At 64.3% G+C, this 15,395-nt stretch carries 13 protein-coding genes; 8 read left to right on the forward strand and 5 right to left on the reverse strand.

The window, feature by feature from the left end; genetic code table 11:
- Positions 1–243 precede the first annotated feature (243 nt).
- Genes JQ574_RS27885 through JQ574_RS27895 form a run of 3 tightly spaced genes read left to right on the forward strand, consistent with a single transcriptional unit; the run spans position 244 to position 3,752 of the window.
- Complete coding sequence (locus JQ574_RS27885) at positions 244–2,529, forward strand: transglycosylase domain-containing protein (protein ID WP_212205414.1); 2,286 nt, start codon at positions 244–246, stop codon at positions 2,527–2,529.
- A gap of 27 nt (positions 2,530–2,556) precedes the next feature.
- The gene (locus JQ574_RS27890) at positions 2,557–3,135 is read left to right on the forward strand and encodes a DUF1214 domain-containing protein (RefSeq protein WP_212205411.1); all 579 of its coding nucleotides are present in this window, start codon (positions 2,557–2,559) and stop codon (positions 3,133–3,135) included.
- Positions 3,132–3,752 carry a DUF1254 domain-containing protein gene (locus JQ574_RS27895; RefSeq protein WP_212205409.1) on the forward strand — a complete coding sequence of 207 codons (621 nt, stop codon included), beginning with the start codon at positions 3,132–3,134 and terminating at the stop codon, positions 3,750–3,752. The genes JQ574_RS27890 and JQ574_RS27895 overlap by 4 nt, the downstream gene beginning before the upstream one ends.
- A gap of 41 nt (positions 3,753–3,793) precedes the next feature.
- Here the strand turns inward: JQ574_RS27895 and JQ574_RS27900 are convergent, their stop codons facing one another.
- Positions 3,794–4,567, reverse strand: a complete 774-nt coding sequence (locus JQ574_RS27900) for a hypothetical protein (RefSeq protein ID WP_212205407.1) — start codon at positions 4,565–4,567, stop codon at positions 3,794–3,796.
- 15 nt (positions 4,568–4,582) lie between these two features.
- On the reverse strand, positions 4,583–4,774 hold the full coding sequence (locus JQ574_RS35280) for a hypothetical protein (protein WP_249119637.1): 192 nt from the start codon (positions 4,772–4,774) through the stop codon (positions 4,583–4,585).
- 242 nt (positions 4,775–5,016) lie between these two features.
- On the opposite strand from JQ574_RS35280, the gene JQ574_RS27905 reads away from it, so the two are divergent.
- The gene (locus tag JQ574_RS27905; protein WP_212205405.1) at positions 5,017–5,991 is read left to right on the forward strand and encodes a DUF2336 domain-containing protein; all 975 of its coding nucleotides are present in this window, start codon (positions 5,017–5,019) and stop codon (positions 5,989–5,991) included.
- 70 nt (positions 5,992–6,061) lie between these two features.
- Here JQ574_RS27905 and JQ574_RS27910 read toward each other — a convergent pair whose 3' ends face one another.
- Positions 6,062–6,406, reverse strand: a complete 345-nt coding sequence (locus JQ574_RS27910) for a DUF1491 family protein (protein WP_212205403.1) — start codon at positions 6,404–6,406, stop codon at positions 6,062–6,064.
- Between the two features lie 274 nt (positions 6,407–6,680).
- On the opposite strand from JQ574_RS27910, the gene JQ574_RS27915 reads away from it, so the two are divergent.
- The 4 genes from JQ574_RS27915 to JQ574_RS27930 all read left to right on the forward strand — a co-directional run bounded on the left by JQ574_RS27915 (position 6,681) and on the right by JQ574_RS27930 (position 12,412).
- The gene (locus JQ574_RS27915) at positions 6,681–7,304 is read left to right on the forward strand and encodes a TetR/AcrR family transcriptional regulator (RefSeq protein ID WP_212205401.1); all 624 of its coding nucleotides are present in this window, start codon (positions 6,681–6,683) and stop codon (positions 7,302–7,304) included.
- A 9-nt stretch (positions 7,305–7,313) separates the two neighbouring features.
- Positions 7,314–9,425, forward strand: coding sequence for an alpha/beta hydrolase (locus tag JQ574_RS27920; RefSeq protein ID WP_212205393.1), 2,112 nt, complete (start codon positions 7,314–7,316; stop codon positions 9,423–9,425).
- 28 nt (positions 9,426–9,453) lie between these two features.
- Complete coding sequence (locus JQ574_RS27925) at positions 9,454–10,536, forward strand: class I SAM-dependent methyltransferase (RefSeq protein ID WP_212205391.1); 1,083 nt, start codon at positions 9,454–9,456, stop codon at positions 10,534–10,536.
- 235 nt (positions 10,537–10,771) lie between these two features.
- Complete coding sequence (locus JQ574_RS27930) at positions 10,772–12,412, forward strand: hypothetical protein (RefSeq protein WP_212205389.1); 1,641 nt, start codon at positions 10,772–10,774, stop codon at positions 12,410–12,412.
- A 9-nt stretch (positions 12,413–12,421) separates the two neighbouring features.
- Here JQ574_RS27930 and JQ574_RS27935 read toward each other — a convergent pair whose 3' ends face one another.
- Positions 12,422–13,174: a peptidoglycan-binding domain-containing protein gene (locus JQ574_RS27935; protein ID WP_212205387.1), complete on the reverse strand. Its 753-nt coding sequence runs from the start codon at positions 13,172–13,174 to the stop codon at positions 12,422–12,424.
- A complete protein-coding gene (locus tag JQ574_RS27940) occupies positions 13,167–15,011 on the reverse strand; it encodes a PAS domain-containing sensor histidine kinase (protein WP_212205385.1) in 1,845 nt (614 codons plus the stop codon). The genes JQ574_RS27935 and JQ574_RS27940 overlap by 8 nt, the downstream gene beginning before the upstream one ends.
- Positions 15,012–15,395: the final 384 nt, after the last annotated feature.

Raw genomic sequence — 15,395 nt, forward strand, 5'->3', positions numbered from 1 at the left:
GCAAGTGAGACCGCTCCAGCCGGTATAAAAAGCCGGGGGCAGCGTTAGTCCTGACCATCAAAATGGTGAGCCAGACCATTGGTTTATGGCCCCCGCTCGGATAGAACAATCGCGAGTCCCCAACGTGCTTGAAGGCCGCCTGGCGAGCCGCAAAAGCGCCTTGGGTTTGCCGCAACATCGAAGCAAGACGTCTCGATAGCGCCAAGCGTGCGCAGAGCGCCTACGAACCGACCAAGGGCCCCGGTGCGCCAGTTCATTCCAGCGCGATGGAAGACAAAGATCCAGCACGTCATGCTGGACCTCGACGCGCGCATCGACTCGACGTTGTTCTCGTCCGGCAAGGGCGCGCGCGAACTCTATGAGCGCTTTTCGACCTTCATGGACCGCTTCTATGTCGGCGGCTGGAAGCGCTGGGTGTTCATCGAGCCGGCTTCAGAAGCCGCCACCATCGGTCTCGGCGGCCTGATCCTGATGCTGGCGCTCGCGGTTCCCGCGTTTCGCGAAACCGCCGACGACGACTGGCTGAAAAAATCCGACCTCGCGGTGTCGTTCCTCGACCGCTACGGCAATCCGATCGGCAACCGCGGCATCAAGCACAACGACTCGATCCCGCTGGAGGACTTTCCGGACAATCTGATCAAGGCGACACTCGCCACCGAAGACCGCCGCTTCTACGACCATTTCGGCATCGACATCGCCGGCACCGCGCGCGCCCTCGTCACCAACGCGCAGGCCGGCGGCGTGCGCCAGGGTGGTTCGTCGATCTCCCAGCAGCTGGCGAAGAACCTGTTCCTGAACAACGAGCGCACCATCGAACGCAAGGTGAAGGAAGCCTTCCTTGCGATATGGCTGGAGACGCGGCTCACCAAGAACGAGATCCTGAAACTCTATCTCGACCGCGCCTATATGGGCGGCGGCACCTTCGGCGTCGACGGTGCGGCGCATTTCTATTTCAACAAGTCGGCGCGCGACGTCACGCTTGCCGAATCCGCGATGCTGGCCGGCCTGTTCAAGGCGCCGACCAAATACGCGCCGCACATCAACCTGCCCGCCGCCCGCGCCCGCGCCAACGTGGTGCTGGACAACCTGGTCGATGCCGGCTTCATGACCGAAGGTCAGGTGTTCGGCGCGCGGCGTAATCCGGCTGTCGCCGTCGACCGCCGCGACGAGAATTCGCCGAACTACTATCTCGACTGGGCGTTCGAGGAGATGCGCAAGCTGGTCGACACGTTCCCGAAATCCTACACCGAGCGCGTCTTCGTGGTCCGCACCGCGATCGACATGACCGTTCAGCGCGCCGCGGAAGCAACCGTCGAGAACCAGCTCCGCCAGTTCGGCCGCGACTATCATGCGACCCAGGCGGCCCTTGCCGTCGCCGACCTCGATGGCGGCGTGCGCGCCATGGTCGGCGGACGCGACTATGGCGCGAGCCAGTTCAACCGCGCGACCGACGCGATGCGCCAACCCGGTTCGTCGTTCAAACCCTACGTTTACGCCACCGCGCTGATGAACGGCTACAAGCCGTCCTCGATCGTGGTCGACGGCCCGGTCTGCATCGGCAACTGGTGTCCGCAGAACTACAGCCACTCCTATTCCGGACCGATGACGCTGACGCAGGCAATCACGCGTTCGATCAACGTCATACCGGTGAAGCTCTCGATCGCGCTCGGCGGCAAGTCGCCCAATCCGGCCAAGGCCGGCCGCGTCAAGATCACCGAAGTGGCGCGCAGGTTCGGCATCAAGGCGCCCCTGCCCGATACGCCGTCGATGCCGATCGGCTCCGACGAGGTCAACGTGCTCGAACATGCGGTGGCCTATGCGACCTTCCCGAACAAGGGCAAGGCGCCGATCCCGCATGCGGTGCTGGAAGTGCGCACCGGCGCCGGCGATCTGGTCTGGCGCTTCGATCGCGACGGCAAGAAGCAGCTGCAAGCCATTCCCGTCAACGTCGCCGCCGAGATGTCGGAAATGATGAGCCACGTCGTGAGCGAAGGCACCGCACGCCGCGCGATCATCGACGGCATTCCGACCGCCGGCAAGACCGGCACCACCAACGCCTATCGCGACGCCTGGTTTGTCGGCTTCACCGGAAACTTCACCTGCGCGGTCTGGTACGGCAATGACGACTACTCCCCGACCAACCGCATGACCGGCGGTTCGCTGCCGGCGCAGACCTGGCGCGAGGTCATGGTGGTCGCTCACCAGGGCGTCGAGATCAAGGAAGTGCCGGGCATCGGCATGGGCACGAAACTGCCGCAGGCCGCGCAGCCCGCCAACGTCGCCGCCAATGGCGCGCCGAAGATCCTCGATACCAAACCGGGCCCGCCGCCGGTGCTCACCAAGCGCGGCGCCGACATCCTGGTGCGCGTCGAGAAGCTGCTCGACGAAGCCGGCAAGACCGCGGGCAAGACGTCGGCCAGCGAACCGGCCAAGCCGGGCAAGACGACATCGTCGAGCGCGCTGGCCTTCCCCGACAATTACGTCGCAGCCGCCGGCGACCAGGCTCCGCCGGCGCAGCGGAAGAACTAGTGCGGTGATTTTGCGGAGCACTGGCCTGTGCGGCTGATCTTCATCACGTTGCTCGCGTTGGCGCTCGCCACCGTCGTCGGTCTGGGCTCGACCTATTTGACGGCGACGCGCGGCACTGATCTGGGCACGCTCACGATCGGCTCATGGACGGCGCGGCCCAAGAGCGGCACCGCCGAAGTCGATCCCTATTCGCGCGCCTCGATTGCACGCAGCGGTGAATTGCCGATCGGCACCGGCGACGGCATCGCCTTCTCGGCCACCACAGACGACAAGAAGAAACCGCTCGACGGACGCTGCGACGTGGTGGTCAGCGGCGTGACGCCGGCGGCACGGTTCTGGACGCTGACGCTGTTCGACCGCAAGGGACATCTGGTGGCGAATTCGTTGCAGCGCTACGGCTTCACCAGCCAGGAAATCATCCGCGGCTCCGACGGCGCGTTCGAGATCCGCATCGCCTCGCGCTCGCGCGCCGGAAACTGGCTGCCGACCGGCGGGATCGAGCGTTACGCGCTGATGCTGCGGTTGTACGATACGCCGGTCGGGGTCGCGACGCGCACGCAGCGCGACGCGCCGATGCCCTCCATCACCACGGTGGGCTGCCCATGATCCGGCTGTTGTTCACGATCATCGCAGGCGTGCTGCTCGGCGGCGTGGTGCACCTCGTCAGCGTGCTGGCGCTGCCGCGCATCGCAACCCAGGACGCCTATTCGCGGCTGACGCCGATGACCAGGACCAACGCCGTGACGCCGCTCGCGCTCGCCGATCCCAACAACGCGCCGATGCCGTTCATGGACCCGGCGTTCGCGGTCGCGATCTGCCGCTACGATTTGTCGACTGGCCCGCTCAAGCTCACGGTCCCGGTCAGCCAGGCCTATACGTCGGTGTCGTTCTACACCCGCAACGAGGTTGCTTACTACGCCATCAACGACCGCTCCGCCGGCCGCAAGGTGATCGAACTCGACCTGATGACCGAGGAGCAACACGGCCAGTTGCCGGAGGATGAGGAAGTCACCGCCGCCGACCGGCTGATCATCGACTCCCCGACCATCACCGGATTGATCGTGCTGAAGGCGTTGGCGCCGGAGCCCGGCCTGATGCCGCAGGCCCAGGCTTCGCTGGCGGCCTCGCGCTGCACGCTGCAGACCGAAATCCCGCCGCCCAAGCAGCCAGAACCGCCGCCACCCGCACCGGCGCCCGCGCCCGCGCCGAAGGGCAAGCGATAGCCACCGCGACCACGCGGGACGGCAAGCTCAAGTGTGAGGCATCAGCCCTTCACCGTGACCGCACGCCCGATCACGGGGTTGGTGACAATAGGCGGATTGGCGGTTTGGGCGGCGAGTTCGCCGATCAGGCGGTCGGCATCGGCAGCGATGCCATCAGGCGCATGGATCACCAGCCGCTCCAGCGCCCAGCGATAGGACGAGATCCTGCGCTCCAGGCATTGCTGCACCCATTGCACGATCAGCGTGTTCTCTTCCATGCGGGCGACCGCGTCGGCCCGTTCGCCCGGCGACAGCTCCGAGACCATCTTCAGGCTGGCGCTGCGCTTGCGGTCGAGTTCGATCACGCGGATGGCGGAGGCAAAGAACGGCTCGAACCGCGTGATGTCGTTGCGCACGTCCTCGATCAATTGCTGATAGCGCGAGGTATGCGAGCGGTGCGGCTCGTCGATCAGGGCGCGTCCATAGGTGGTGCGATCGAACACCACCTTCTGCCGCCATGGCGAAGGCAACGGCTGGTAGTCGCCGAACACGCTCTTCCAGGCTGGCCGCGAAAGCGGCGGCTCGATCAGGGGATAGGCGAGATCGCGGAGCTGGCGCTCGTTTTCGGTGAGCTGGAAATGCGACGGCTTGAGCCCGACGCTGCCGGTGGCCTCGGCGCCCAGCCAGCGATGCATATCGTCGTTGCGGAAATCGGCGCGGGTGCGGCCGAAATCGCCGCCGCTGCAGCCGCCGAGAGCCGAACCCATCAGGATGAGTATAAGAGCCGGGAGTGACCGAACCCCGGCGGTCCGGATCGGATGGCGCAGCTCCGGCATGTCAAATGTCCGTTGTCAGGGGCGCCGACGGCGACGGCGGCTGGGAGCTGTACCTTCTTCCGGTCCGCGTCCGCCGCTCTCGTCGGTTGGACGCTCGATCCGGATAACCGGAAGGATCAGTACGGTCCCCATGCCCTCGCCCGAAGCGCCATCCGGGGCGGGCCGCCGCGAAGCTGCATCCGCCGGAAATTCAATGATGGTGCCCATGTTCCGTTCTCTCTCGTTGCCGCACGGACATGATTTGGCCGGCGACATGCGATCATTCAGAACAGAACGTGGTTAACGGCATCTTAATTACCGCTTGGGGGCGAGCCGCCGGATCGGCCGCCGTGGTTTACGCAACAGCCGCAAAAGTCCGGCATTTTTTCAGGGGTTGTTTTCCTTAACCAACTCTTAAAGCGCCCCAAGTAGGCTCACCCAAGGGGATCTCCAAGTCGCGTTTACCTGACATGACCGCAGCACCATTATTTCCGGGCTTCGACGGGCTGATGTCGCTCTCGCGCCGCGAGGGCGTCGACATCCGCCCCACCTTGCTGCGCGTGCTGACCGACCTTTATGTCCAGACCAGCGCGCATTCCGCCGACGAGGAACGGCAGTTCGTCGAGTTAACTTCAAGGCTGATCGACCAGGTCGACGACGCCACCCGCGCGGCCGTGCGGGCCCGGCTCGCCATCTATCCGGCGACCCCCCTCGAGATCATGAACAAGCTCGGATTGCGGCGCGCCCATCCCGGCCAGACGGTGCCGCTCGCGCCTTCGATTGCGCCCACCCCGCCTGAAGCGGCCCCCCGGGTGCCGACCGAAGCGGAACTGCGGATGGCCTCCAGCCTGGCGATGCGGCCCAACGATGCCGCCGAAATCAGCGACATGTTCTTCGCGGCCAATGCCAGCGAACGGACGCAGATCCTGCACAATCTCAACGACACGCCGCTGAAGGCCTCTGCGCGAATTCCGGCGGCGCGCGCCAAGCGTGCGATCGAGACGCTGGAGATGGCCGCGTTTGCCGAGGACGCCGACAGTTTCGCGCTGGAGATCGGCGAGGCGCTGATCCTGCCGGCGCGGATCGCCACCCAGGTGGTGAATGACCCCGGCGGCGAGCCGCTCGCCTGCGCGGCCCGTGCGCTCGACATGCCGAGCGCGGCGTTCCAGCGGATATTGATGTTCCTCAATCCCGAATCCGGCGTCTCCGTGCACCATGTCTACCGGCTGTCGCGGCTCTACGACCGGCTGACCGAACGCTCCGCGCTGGTCATGCTGGCGGCGTGGCGCGGCTCGACCATGGCGGTCACGCGCGCCAAATATCGCGCCGCGCTCTACGACGACGAGCGCAACCGCGCCCGCTCCGCGCCATCCCAGACGCGGCCGGCCGTACAGCCCGGAAGCGCGCCAATCGTGCGCACCGGCACCGACGGGACGAAGCGCTAGACGACGGCCTAACGATCTTGTGCCCGGGCACAAAATCTCGAAAACAACCCCATGATAGAATAGGTCGGCCTCAGGCCTTCGCCAGCTCCAGAAAATGCCGCCCTGCCCGGTCCTCGGTCTCAACGATCCAGGTGTCGGGATCGAACTTGATTTCCTTGGCGAGACGTTCTTCCACCGACTGCTCGGGCACCGGCTGCGGCGACGCCGGCACGAACAGGCGCTCGGTCGGCCGGCTCTCGTCATAGACGGTCTGCGGCGCCGGCCCGTACAGCATGGCGTTGCCGTCGAGGTGAGCCACCTTGATGAAGACCGCACCGGCTTCTTCCGCGCCGCGCCGGCGCACGGCGCCGAAGACGCCTTCGGTTTGGCAACGGCGCAAATAGGCCGCCACCCAGATAGATGATTTCAATCGCATAGGTTCGACGATAGGCCAGCGTCCAGGCTGACGCCAGAGGCCATGGCCAGGCGCGTTCCCTCGCGCACGCAGTCGGCAAAGTTATCCGCAACGCGATCGTAACAAACACTTGTCAAAGCCGGCACGATTTCCAAAGTCGCGGTTCCCGACCAGTCATCATCTCGGCCCTCGCCGCACGTGAGCCCGCACAAGATCGTGAGCCGGAGAGCAAAACATTGACTCGGTCGGTCGACCGAATTACGATGATCCGCGATCGCACCAGGGAGTTTTCATCGTGGCGCGCGCCGCAGCCAAGAAAATTGAGAAAAAGGCAGAGACCAGCACCACGCTGCTCGAAGCCGCCAAGAAAGTATTGCGCCAGAACGGCTACGCGGGCTTGTCGACCCGCGACGTCGCGGCGGCTGCCGGCGTTCCGTTGAGCCAGATCCATTATCATTTCGGATCCAAGCAAGGGATGGTGCTGGCGCTGTTCGAGTACTTGAACGCGCAGCTCCTGGATCGCCAGAACGCGATGTTCGGCGACACCAGTCTCAAACTGTCGGAGCAATGGGACCGGGCCTGCGATTATCTCGATGACGACATCGCCTCCGGCTACGTGCGCGTGCTGCAGGAACTGATCGCTGCGAGCTGGTCCGACCCGGCGGTCGCGCAGGTCGTTCGCACCGCGATCATGGGATGGGTCGATCTTATCGTCGGCGCGGCACGCAAGGCTGAACGTGAATTTGGCGGCCTCGGCCCGCTGACGCCCGAGGAGGTCGGAGCCTTTGCTGCCAATGCGTTCATCGGCGCCGAAAGCCTCTATCTGCTTGGTTTCGAGAAGAAAGGCTCGCCGATACGCCAGTCCTTGCGACGGGTCGGTGATCTCGTTCGCAGCGTCGAAGGTGCAGCCAATCGATGAGGTGACGCGATGCGTGCGAAACTGCCCGACGAAAGTGGTTTTATCGATCGCGACGGCGTCAGGATCTATTACGAGATCTACGGCACTGGCCCGGAAACCATGCTGTTCGTGCCGCCCTGGTGCATCGTCCATTCGCGGATCTACAAGGCGCAATTGCCGTATTTCAGCGAGCGCTTCCGCTGCATCACCTATGACGGCCGCGGCAACGGCAAGTCGGACCGTCCTGAGGATGTGGCGGCCTACTCGCGGGACAACTACGTAGCGGATCTGCTTGCCGTCATGGACGCCACCGACGCGGGAAAGGCAATCCTCGTTGGGCTGTCCTTTGGCGGCATGCTCGCCAGCGTGCTGGCCGCGCATCATCCTGATCGTGTGAAGGCCGCGATCCTGGTCGGGACGGTATCGAGTATCGGACCTGATAACTACGCCTACCTGGCGAACCAGCATTTCGACACCAAACAGGAGCGCTTCGACGGCTGGAATAAATACAACCGCGAGCACTGGCTGGCGGATTATCCCGACTTCGCCGACCACTTCATTCGCAACATCCATACCGAACCGCACTCGACCAAGCAGATCGAGGACGGCATCGGCTGGGCCAGTGACACCACCGGCCCGGTGCTGGTCAACACCGTCGACGCACGGCTGATCCCGCCGCGCTTCGATGTCAGCGAAGCGATGTACCGCAAGATCTGCTGTCCCGTGCTGCTCATTCACGGCGACAACGACCAGATCCAGCGCCATGCACGCGCGAAATCGCTGGCCGAGGTCATGAATGCGGAGCTGGTGACCATTCCGGACGGCGGTCACAACCCGCTCGGCCGCATCCCCGCAAAGACCAACACCCTGATTGTCGATTTCCTCGCTCGCAGGCTCGCCATCGCCTCCCCCGCAAGCCGATCGAACCGCACGACAAGGAAGGCCAAACGCGCACTCTATCTCTCCTCGCCGATCGGCCTCGGGCATGGGCGGCGCGATATCGCGATCGCCCGCGAGCTGCGCAAGCTGCACCCGGATATGGAGGTCGATTGGCTGGCACAGGATCCCGTGACACGCCTCTTGGAGGCGAACGGCGAACGCGTTCATCCGCTGAGTGCGCGGCTGGCCAGCGAGTCCAGGCATATCGAGATGGAGTCGGGCGAGCACGACCTGCATTGTTTCCAGGCTCTTCGCCACATGGACGAGGTGCTGATCGCGAATTTCATGACCTTCCAGGATGCCGTCGACGAGGGCAATTACGATCTCGTCATCGCCGACGAGGCCTGGGACATCGATCATTACTGGCACGAGCACCCCGAGCTGAAGAAAGCCGCACTCGCCTGGTTCACCGACTTCGTCGGCTATGTGCCGATGCCGTCGGGCGGCGAGCATGAGGCGTTTCTGACCACCGACTACAACGCCGAAATGATCGAACACATCGAGCGGCATCCCGGCGTGCGCGACCGCGCCATTTTCGTCGGAAGCCTGGAGGACATCATCCCGTTGTCGTTCGGCAAGGACCTGCCGGCGATGCGCGACTGGGTGCCGCGGCATTTCGATTTCGCCGGCTACATCATCGGCGAACATCCGCATATTTTCGGCAGCCGCGCGGAGTTGCGCGAGCGGCTCGGCTACCGGCCGGACGAGCGCGTCTGCATCGTCACGGTCGGCGGATCCGCCGTCGGCACCCACCTGATCAAACGCATCCTGCAGAGCTATCCGATGGCACGGGCCAGACTGCCCGAATTGCGCATGATCGTGGTGGCGGGCCCGCGGATCGATCCGGCCTCGCTCGGCGCGCCCGACGGCGTCGAGATGCGCGCCTTCGTACCCGACCTCGACCGTCATCTCGCCGCATGCGATCTCGCGCTCGTGCAGGGCGGCCTTACCACCTGCATGGAGTTGACCGCGGCCGGAACACCGTTCCTCTATTTCCCGCTTCAGAACCACTTCGAGCAGAATTTCCACGTCGCCCATCGTCTTGATCGCTACGGCGCCGGCACGCGCATGGCATTCGCGACGTCGACGCCGGACATGATCGCGGAAGCGATGGTTGGTGCGTTGCGCGCGCCGGCCAAATTCAAATCCGTCGAAGTCGACGGTGCCGTCCGTGCCGCCCGCATGCTGGCGGATCTGGTCTAACCGCAATCAATTGTCAGTGGAGGTAGCTATGTCGAGCGTTAATCAAGCGACCCGGATTGATGAAGGCAAACTCAACGCATTCGTCGGCCAGATGCTGGGCGACCTCGGGGGCGCGTCCAGCGTCGCCATGGTACGGATGGGCGATGCGCTCGGATTGTACAAGGCGCTACACACCAATGGGCCGATGACCTCAGACGAACTCGCCGGCACCGCGAAGGTCGATCCGCGATACCTTCGCGAGTGGCTGTCCAATCAGGCGAGTTCCAACTATTTGTCCTACGATCCTGCCTCGGCGAAATTCGCGCTGCCGCCCGAGCAGGCGATGGTGTTCGCCATTCCCGACAGCCCGGTCTATCTGATGGGCGGCTTCGATCTGATGGCGGCGATGCTCGAGAACCAGCCGAAAGTTCAGGCCGCGTTCAAGTCCGGCGGCGGTGTCGCCTGGGGCGATCAGGCCGGCTGCATGTTCTGCGCGGTGGCCCGCTTCTTCCGGCCCGGCTATCACAACAACATCGTGTCGACGTGGCTTCCTGCTCTCGGAGGTGACGTGATGAAGAAGCTGGAGGCCGGCGCCAATGTCGCGGACGTCGGCTGCGGCCACGGTTGGTCGACGGTCCTGATGGCCAAGGCTTTCCCCAAATCCCGATTCGTCGGCTACGACTTCCATCCCGGCTCGATTGCGGATGCAAAGGCGCATGCCGAAACCCATGGCACTTCCGCCAACACGCGCTTCGAGGTCGGACTCGCCAAGGACTATCCCGGCACGGACTACGATCTCGTGACCTGTTTCGACTGCTTGCACGACATGGGCGACCCGGCGGGAGCCGCCGCCCACATCCGCCAATCCCTGAAGGACGATGGGACATGGATGATCTGCGAGCCGATAGCGGGCGATCGTCTCGAGCAGAACCTCAACCCGGTCGGGCGCTTGTACTATGCCGCATCGACCATGATCTGCGTGCCGACCTCGCTCTCGCAGGAAGTCGGCACGGCGCTGGGCGCGCAGGCCGGCGAAGCACGGCTCCGCGAAGTCATCCTGAAGGGTGGCTTCAAGAGCGTGCGTCGCGCCACCGAGACGCCGTTCAACATGATCCTCGAAGCAAGGCCGTAGTTTCCCGCATGGCGGCTGCAAGCCTGGCCAAGTTCACCGGCGCAGGAATCCCTGCGGCCGGCATACGGCGGGTTGACCGTCGCGCGGACCAACCATATTCTCAAAACTGCGGTGCAAGCCGCGCCCGGGTCCGCGGGAAGGGTCGAACCCACTTGCAGCTTCCAAGCAGCACCTAGAGCCTTTGTGCAGCAGCCGGTATTGCGGACCATCGGCGATCCATGCACGGAGGTTTCCAATGGAACGATCGCCTGATCGACTAAATCTCGACCATCTCAAGAAGCAAGCCAAGGATTTGCTCCGTCTCTACCGGCAGCGTGATGGCGACGCTTTTGCCCGCTTTCGCCGCGCCCTTCCGGCAGCCGCAGGGCACAGCGACGACCAGATCGCATCCTTGAATCTCCGGCTCCATGACGCTCAATCGTGTGTGGCGCGCGACTACGGCTTCGCTTCCTGGCAGGACCTGAGACGCTATCTCGAAGCGCAATCGGCCATCGGCAGCGAGCGCGACGAACGTGTCCTGCGCTGGCTCCAACTGATTTATGCCGGCGACATCAATGGCACGGCAAATCGCGCCAATCCGCGCGTTGCCATGAGGATGCTGGCCGAAAGCCCCGACCTCGCCGCCGGAAACCCCTATCTGGCATGTGCGATCGGCGCGGAAGACGCGTTGCGACAGGCTACGCAGCAGGATGCAGCATGGGTCAATCGCCCGGGTGGACCACTGAAACTGCCTCCACTTGTCGCCGTTACGCATTCCAGCCTGTTGTCCGTTCCGGAATTCCGCGCGCGTCTGCATCGCTGTGCCCGTTTGCTGCTGGGCGCAGGCGCCGATCCCAATCAGCGTATCGGCAATCGTTGGCCGCCGGCATCGGTCAGCGAACCTGACGACGGCAATCCGTTGTCGGCGCTTTACGGCGCCGCCGGAACCAACCATGACCCCGAACTCACGAAACTGCTGCTCGACGCCGGCGCCGATCCAAACGACGGCGAGTCCCTCTATCACTCGCTGGAGACGTTTGTTTGTACCCGCCTGCTGCTGGAGCGTGGCGCGCGTGTCGCGGGCAGTAACGTGATCTACCATGCGCTCGACTTCGACAATGTCGTCGCACTTCAACTTCTGCTCCAGAACGGCGGCGATCCGAATGAGCCGGCGCGCAATTCACCCTTGACCGATTGGGGATCGCCACTGCTGTGGGCGATCCGGCGGCGGCGATCCCGCCGGTGTATCGAGACGCTGCTGGAAGCAGGCGCAAACCCGTTGGCAGCGACGCCTGATGGCGTCAGCGCCTACCGGCTCGCCTTGCAGTTTGGCCTTCGCGAGGTCGCCGATCTCTTGGCCGCGAGCGCTGCGGACGAGCCCATTCCGGAGGAGGAAGCATTCATTGCGGCCTGCGCCTGCGGCGATGAGGCCGAGGCCCGGCGCATCCGCGCCAGGCGGCCCGACCTTCCCGAAACGCTTCCGGCCTCGCAGTTGCGGCTGCTGCCCGATCTTGCCGCCGAGGGCAACGATGTGGGGGTAAGGCTGATGGTCAGGCTTGGCTGGCCGATCGCGGTGCGCGGCGGCGACTGGAATGCGTCCGCGCTCAATCTTGCGGTGTTTCGCGGCGATGCTGGATTGACCCGGTTCCTGCTCGAACATGGGGCCAGCTGGACCGAGCAACATGGCTTTGGCGACAATGCCTGCGGCTCGCTTTCCTGGGCGTCTTGCAACGAGCCGGTCGAAGGCGGCGACTGGTCAGGCTGTGCGCGCGCCCTGCTCGACCATGGCATGCCGCGCGCGAAGCCGGATCAGGACGGCTCGGAATGGATTTTGATCGACGGGCGGAGAAAACAATTCTCCGACGAGGTCACCGAGATCCTGCTGGGTGGGTCGTAAGGCCCGTCCCTACTCGATCGGACGGCCGGTCATCGCGGTGAGCTCCTTCACCAGGCGGTCGGACATCTGTCCGGTCACCGGCAGTTTGCGGTCGCGCTCGAATTTCGTGATCGCCGCCTGCGTGTCCGAACCGACGGCGCCGGTCGGCTTCAACTGGCCGTAGCCGTATTCGGTCAGCGCGCGCTGCACCGACGCCACGCGGCGCGCGCCCGCGGACTGCGCGGAAGCCGGAACCGGCGCCGGGGGCCTCGCGACATGGGACGTCGCGGCCGGCACGGACCCGTTCGGTTTGGCCACCGGAGTAGCAGTGCTGGAAGCTGCGGCGGCGGGAGCCGAACCGGTCGACCTGACCACCAGATTGGTCATGGGGTCAGTGTTTTTGGGGTCAGCGCTCTTGGGGTCGGTGGTTTTGGGATCGGCGTTTCTGCTCTCGACGGGTTTCGGTTCCGGGGGCTCAGCGGAACGCACCAGTTCTACCGGGCGCGGACGGGGCAGCGGGTTCGCAGCCACCGGCGCCGGCGCCGGCAGTTTCACGACCGAACCGAACATCGGCGACGGATGACGACCGGCCTGCAGAAACAACGCGTTGGTGAGGATGGCGCCGATGGCGGCAACGGCCAGCGCGCCGGCCAGCATGTCCTTCGGACTGCGCAAGAGCATGCGCATCACAAATCCACGCTCTTCTTCCGCGTCGACTGCAACCGCTTTCGCGCCGCGGCGGCGGCGCGGCATCTCGTCGTCCTCGATCGTTCGCTTAGGCACTTTTCTTCACCTGATGGGCTTGGTCTTGTAATCCTGATCGCAGCGCCGGCTTCAGCGTCGCTACATTGCTCGAAGGTGCTTGGCTCGAAGGGCTCGAAGGCGAACTCAATTCCACCGCCGACGGCATGAAGGCAAGCGGCAAGACCACGGTTACCGTGGTTCCCTCATCGACCTTGCTCTGAACATTCACCTCGCCATGGTGCAATCCGACCAGGCCCTTCACGATCGACAGCCCGAGGCCGGTGCCTTCGTGCTTGCGCTGATAGGTCTTGCCGGCCTGGAAGAACGGATCGCCGATCCGCTTGAGATCGTCGGGTGCGATGCCGACCCCGGTATCGGTCACGCGAAGCATCAGGCGCGAGCCCTCGACCGCAGCCGAGACGGTGACATGGCCGCCGCGCTCGGTGAATTTGACGGCGTTGGCGACCAGGTTCAGCACGATCTGTTTGAAGGCGCGTGGGTCTCCCGTCATCATGGGCAGATCTTCCGGCGCACGGGTGACGAGATCGACGCCGTTGTCGCGCGCTTTCAGGGCCAGCAGGTTGCAGCAATGCAGCAATGCGGCACGCGGCGCAAATGGCTCCGGCGAAATCTCGAAATTGCCGGACTCCATCTTCGACATGTCGAGAATGCCGTTGACGACCGACAGCAGATGCTGCCCGGAATCGTTGATCAGTTGCGCGTATTCCTTGCGCCGCGCCGCGTCGATCATCAGCAGATCTTCCTGAACGATCATCTCGGAGAACCCGATGATGGCGTTGAGCGGCGTGCGCAGTTCATGGCTCATGGTGGCGAGGAAACGCGTCTTGGATGCATCCGCCCGTTCGGCGGCGGTACGCGCCAACTCCAGCGCCTGCTCCTGCACCTTGCGGTCGGTGACGTCGCGCATCACGGCGACGACTTCGGCCTCGGGCGAGGCATGCTCGAGCGGCCGGCAGCGCATCTCGACCCAGATGAAATCGGAGTTGCTCTGGCCGCGGACGACATCGCGCCGCAGCCGGAACTCGACGCTGCGCGCCTCGCCGCCACGCGCGGCGTCCGACAATGCGGTCAGATAGGCCGGACGATCGGCCACATGGACGCGGTCGAACAGGCCGTGACCTGCAAGCCGCGTGACTGAAGTGCCCAGCATGGTTTCCGCGGCGGGCGAGATGAACTGCACCGCGCCGTTGCGGCTGTGGCGTGAAATCACGTCGCTCATGTTAAGCGCCAGCAGGCGGTAGCGGTCTTCCTCGACACTGAGCAGTGCGACGCTGGTACGCGCCAGCGATTCCGAGCCAAAGGCGAGACCGACGGCATAGAGCGTCGCCGCCGCGATTCCAACCGCCATCAGCAGGCTACGCAACGCCGCGTTCGGCTCCAGCACCGGCAACAGGTCGAAATGCCCGAGGGCGATCAAGAGCGCGGCGCAGGACAACGCCAGCGCCGAAGCAAACGCGACGACGCGGCGCGAGGCCGAGAGCGCGGCCTCAAGCGGCACCACGACCAGCCCGACCGCGGCAAAGGACTCAATGCCTCCGGTGTTCGCGGCGACCATCATGACGAGACCGGCCAGCGCCAGCGACGACAGAATATGTGCGCCGTCGTAACGACCGGTGCGCGACAAGAACCATGACAGCAGGATGGGTGCGATCAGCCAGGCAAAAGCCGCAACCTCGATAGCCGTGGGCGCACCGCGCATCGCCAGGTAGACCGGGAATGCCGCAAAGGCGGCGAGGCTGCCGAGCAGCCGCGGCGCCATGAAGGCACGATGGCGCGCGCGCGTCAGCGCATCATATCGTGCGGACGGATGCAGCAGCGCATCGAGACAATCGCGGATGATACTCAAAACACTCACGGCTTTTGCGCTTCGGCTTGTTCGTCTGTTGGCTTGCAGACGCGCCGGAACGCCCCCTTATCTTTGGCCCACCGTGTCAGAGCGAACTTAAGCGAACGCTAAGGCACGGTGGCCGGGTGGCAAACACCGTGCATTCGCGGAGCTTTAACCCGTTACGGAACGCTCATTCGACGCGGATGGTGAACGACAGGTTTCCGGCGCGATCAATCTATGGTTTCGAAATGGTGGACGGCCCCGGCACGCCCACTTTTTTTGTTCGCGAATATCAATCGAAAATTTACGTCGAATCAAATCATTGGAATTTTCAGCGAATTTTCGGCGAATTTACTTCAATGCAAACACTTGCGATTTATCGACGGCTGATAGTCAGGAGCAAACCTGCGG

It is taken from the genome of Bradyrhizobium sp. AUGA SZCCT0158, assembly GCF_018130065.1.
Classification (GTDB): Bacteria; Pseudomonadota; Alphaproteobacteria; order Rhizobiales; family Xanthobacteraceae; genus Bradyrhizobium.

Excerpts from the sequence above, each read along its gene's own strand:
- JQ574_RS27920 (WP_212205393.1), top strand. The coding sequence starts at position 7,314 with ATGCGTGCGAAACTGCCCGACGAAAGTGGTTTTATCGATCGCGACGGC.
- JQ574_RS27895 (WP_212205409.1), top strand. The coding sequence starts at position 3,132 with ATGATCCGGCTGTTGTTCACGATCATCGCAGGCGTGCTGCTCGGCGGC.
- JQ574_RS27905 (WP_212205405.1), top strand. The coding sequence starts at position 5,017 with ATGACCGCAGCACCATTATTTCCGGGCTTCGACGGGCTGATGTCGCTC.
- JQ574_RS27930 (WP_212205389.1), top strand. The coding sequence starts at position 10,772 with ATGGAACGATCGCCTGATCGACTAAATCTCGACCATCTCAAGAAGCAA.
- JQ574_RS35280 (WP_249119637.1), bottom strand. The coding sequence starts at position 4,774 with ATGGGCACCATCATTGAATTTCCGGCGGATGCAGCTTCGCGGCGGCCC.
- JQ574_RS27910 (WP_212205403.1), bottom strand. The coding sequence starts at position 6,406 with ATGCGATTGAAATCATCTATCTGGGTGGCGGCCTATTTGCGCCGTTGC.
- JQ574_RS27900 (WP_212205407.1), bottom strand. The coding sequence starts at position 4,567 with ATGCCGGAGCTGCGCCATCCGATCCGGACCGCCGGGGTTCGGTCACTC.
- JQ574_RS27925 (WP_212205391.1), top strand. The coding sequence starts at position 9,454 with ATGTCGAGCGTTAATCAAGCGACCCGGATTGATGAAGGCAAACTCAAC.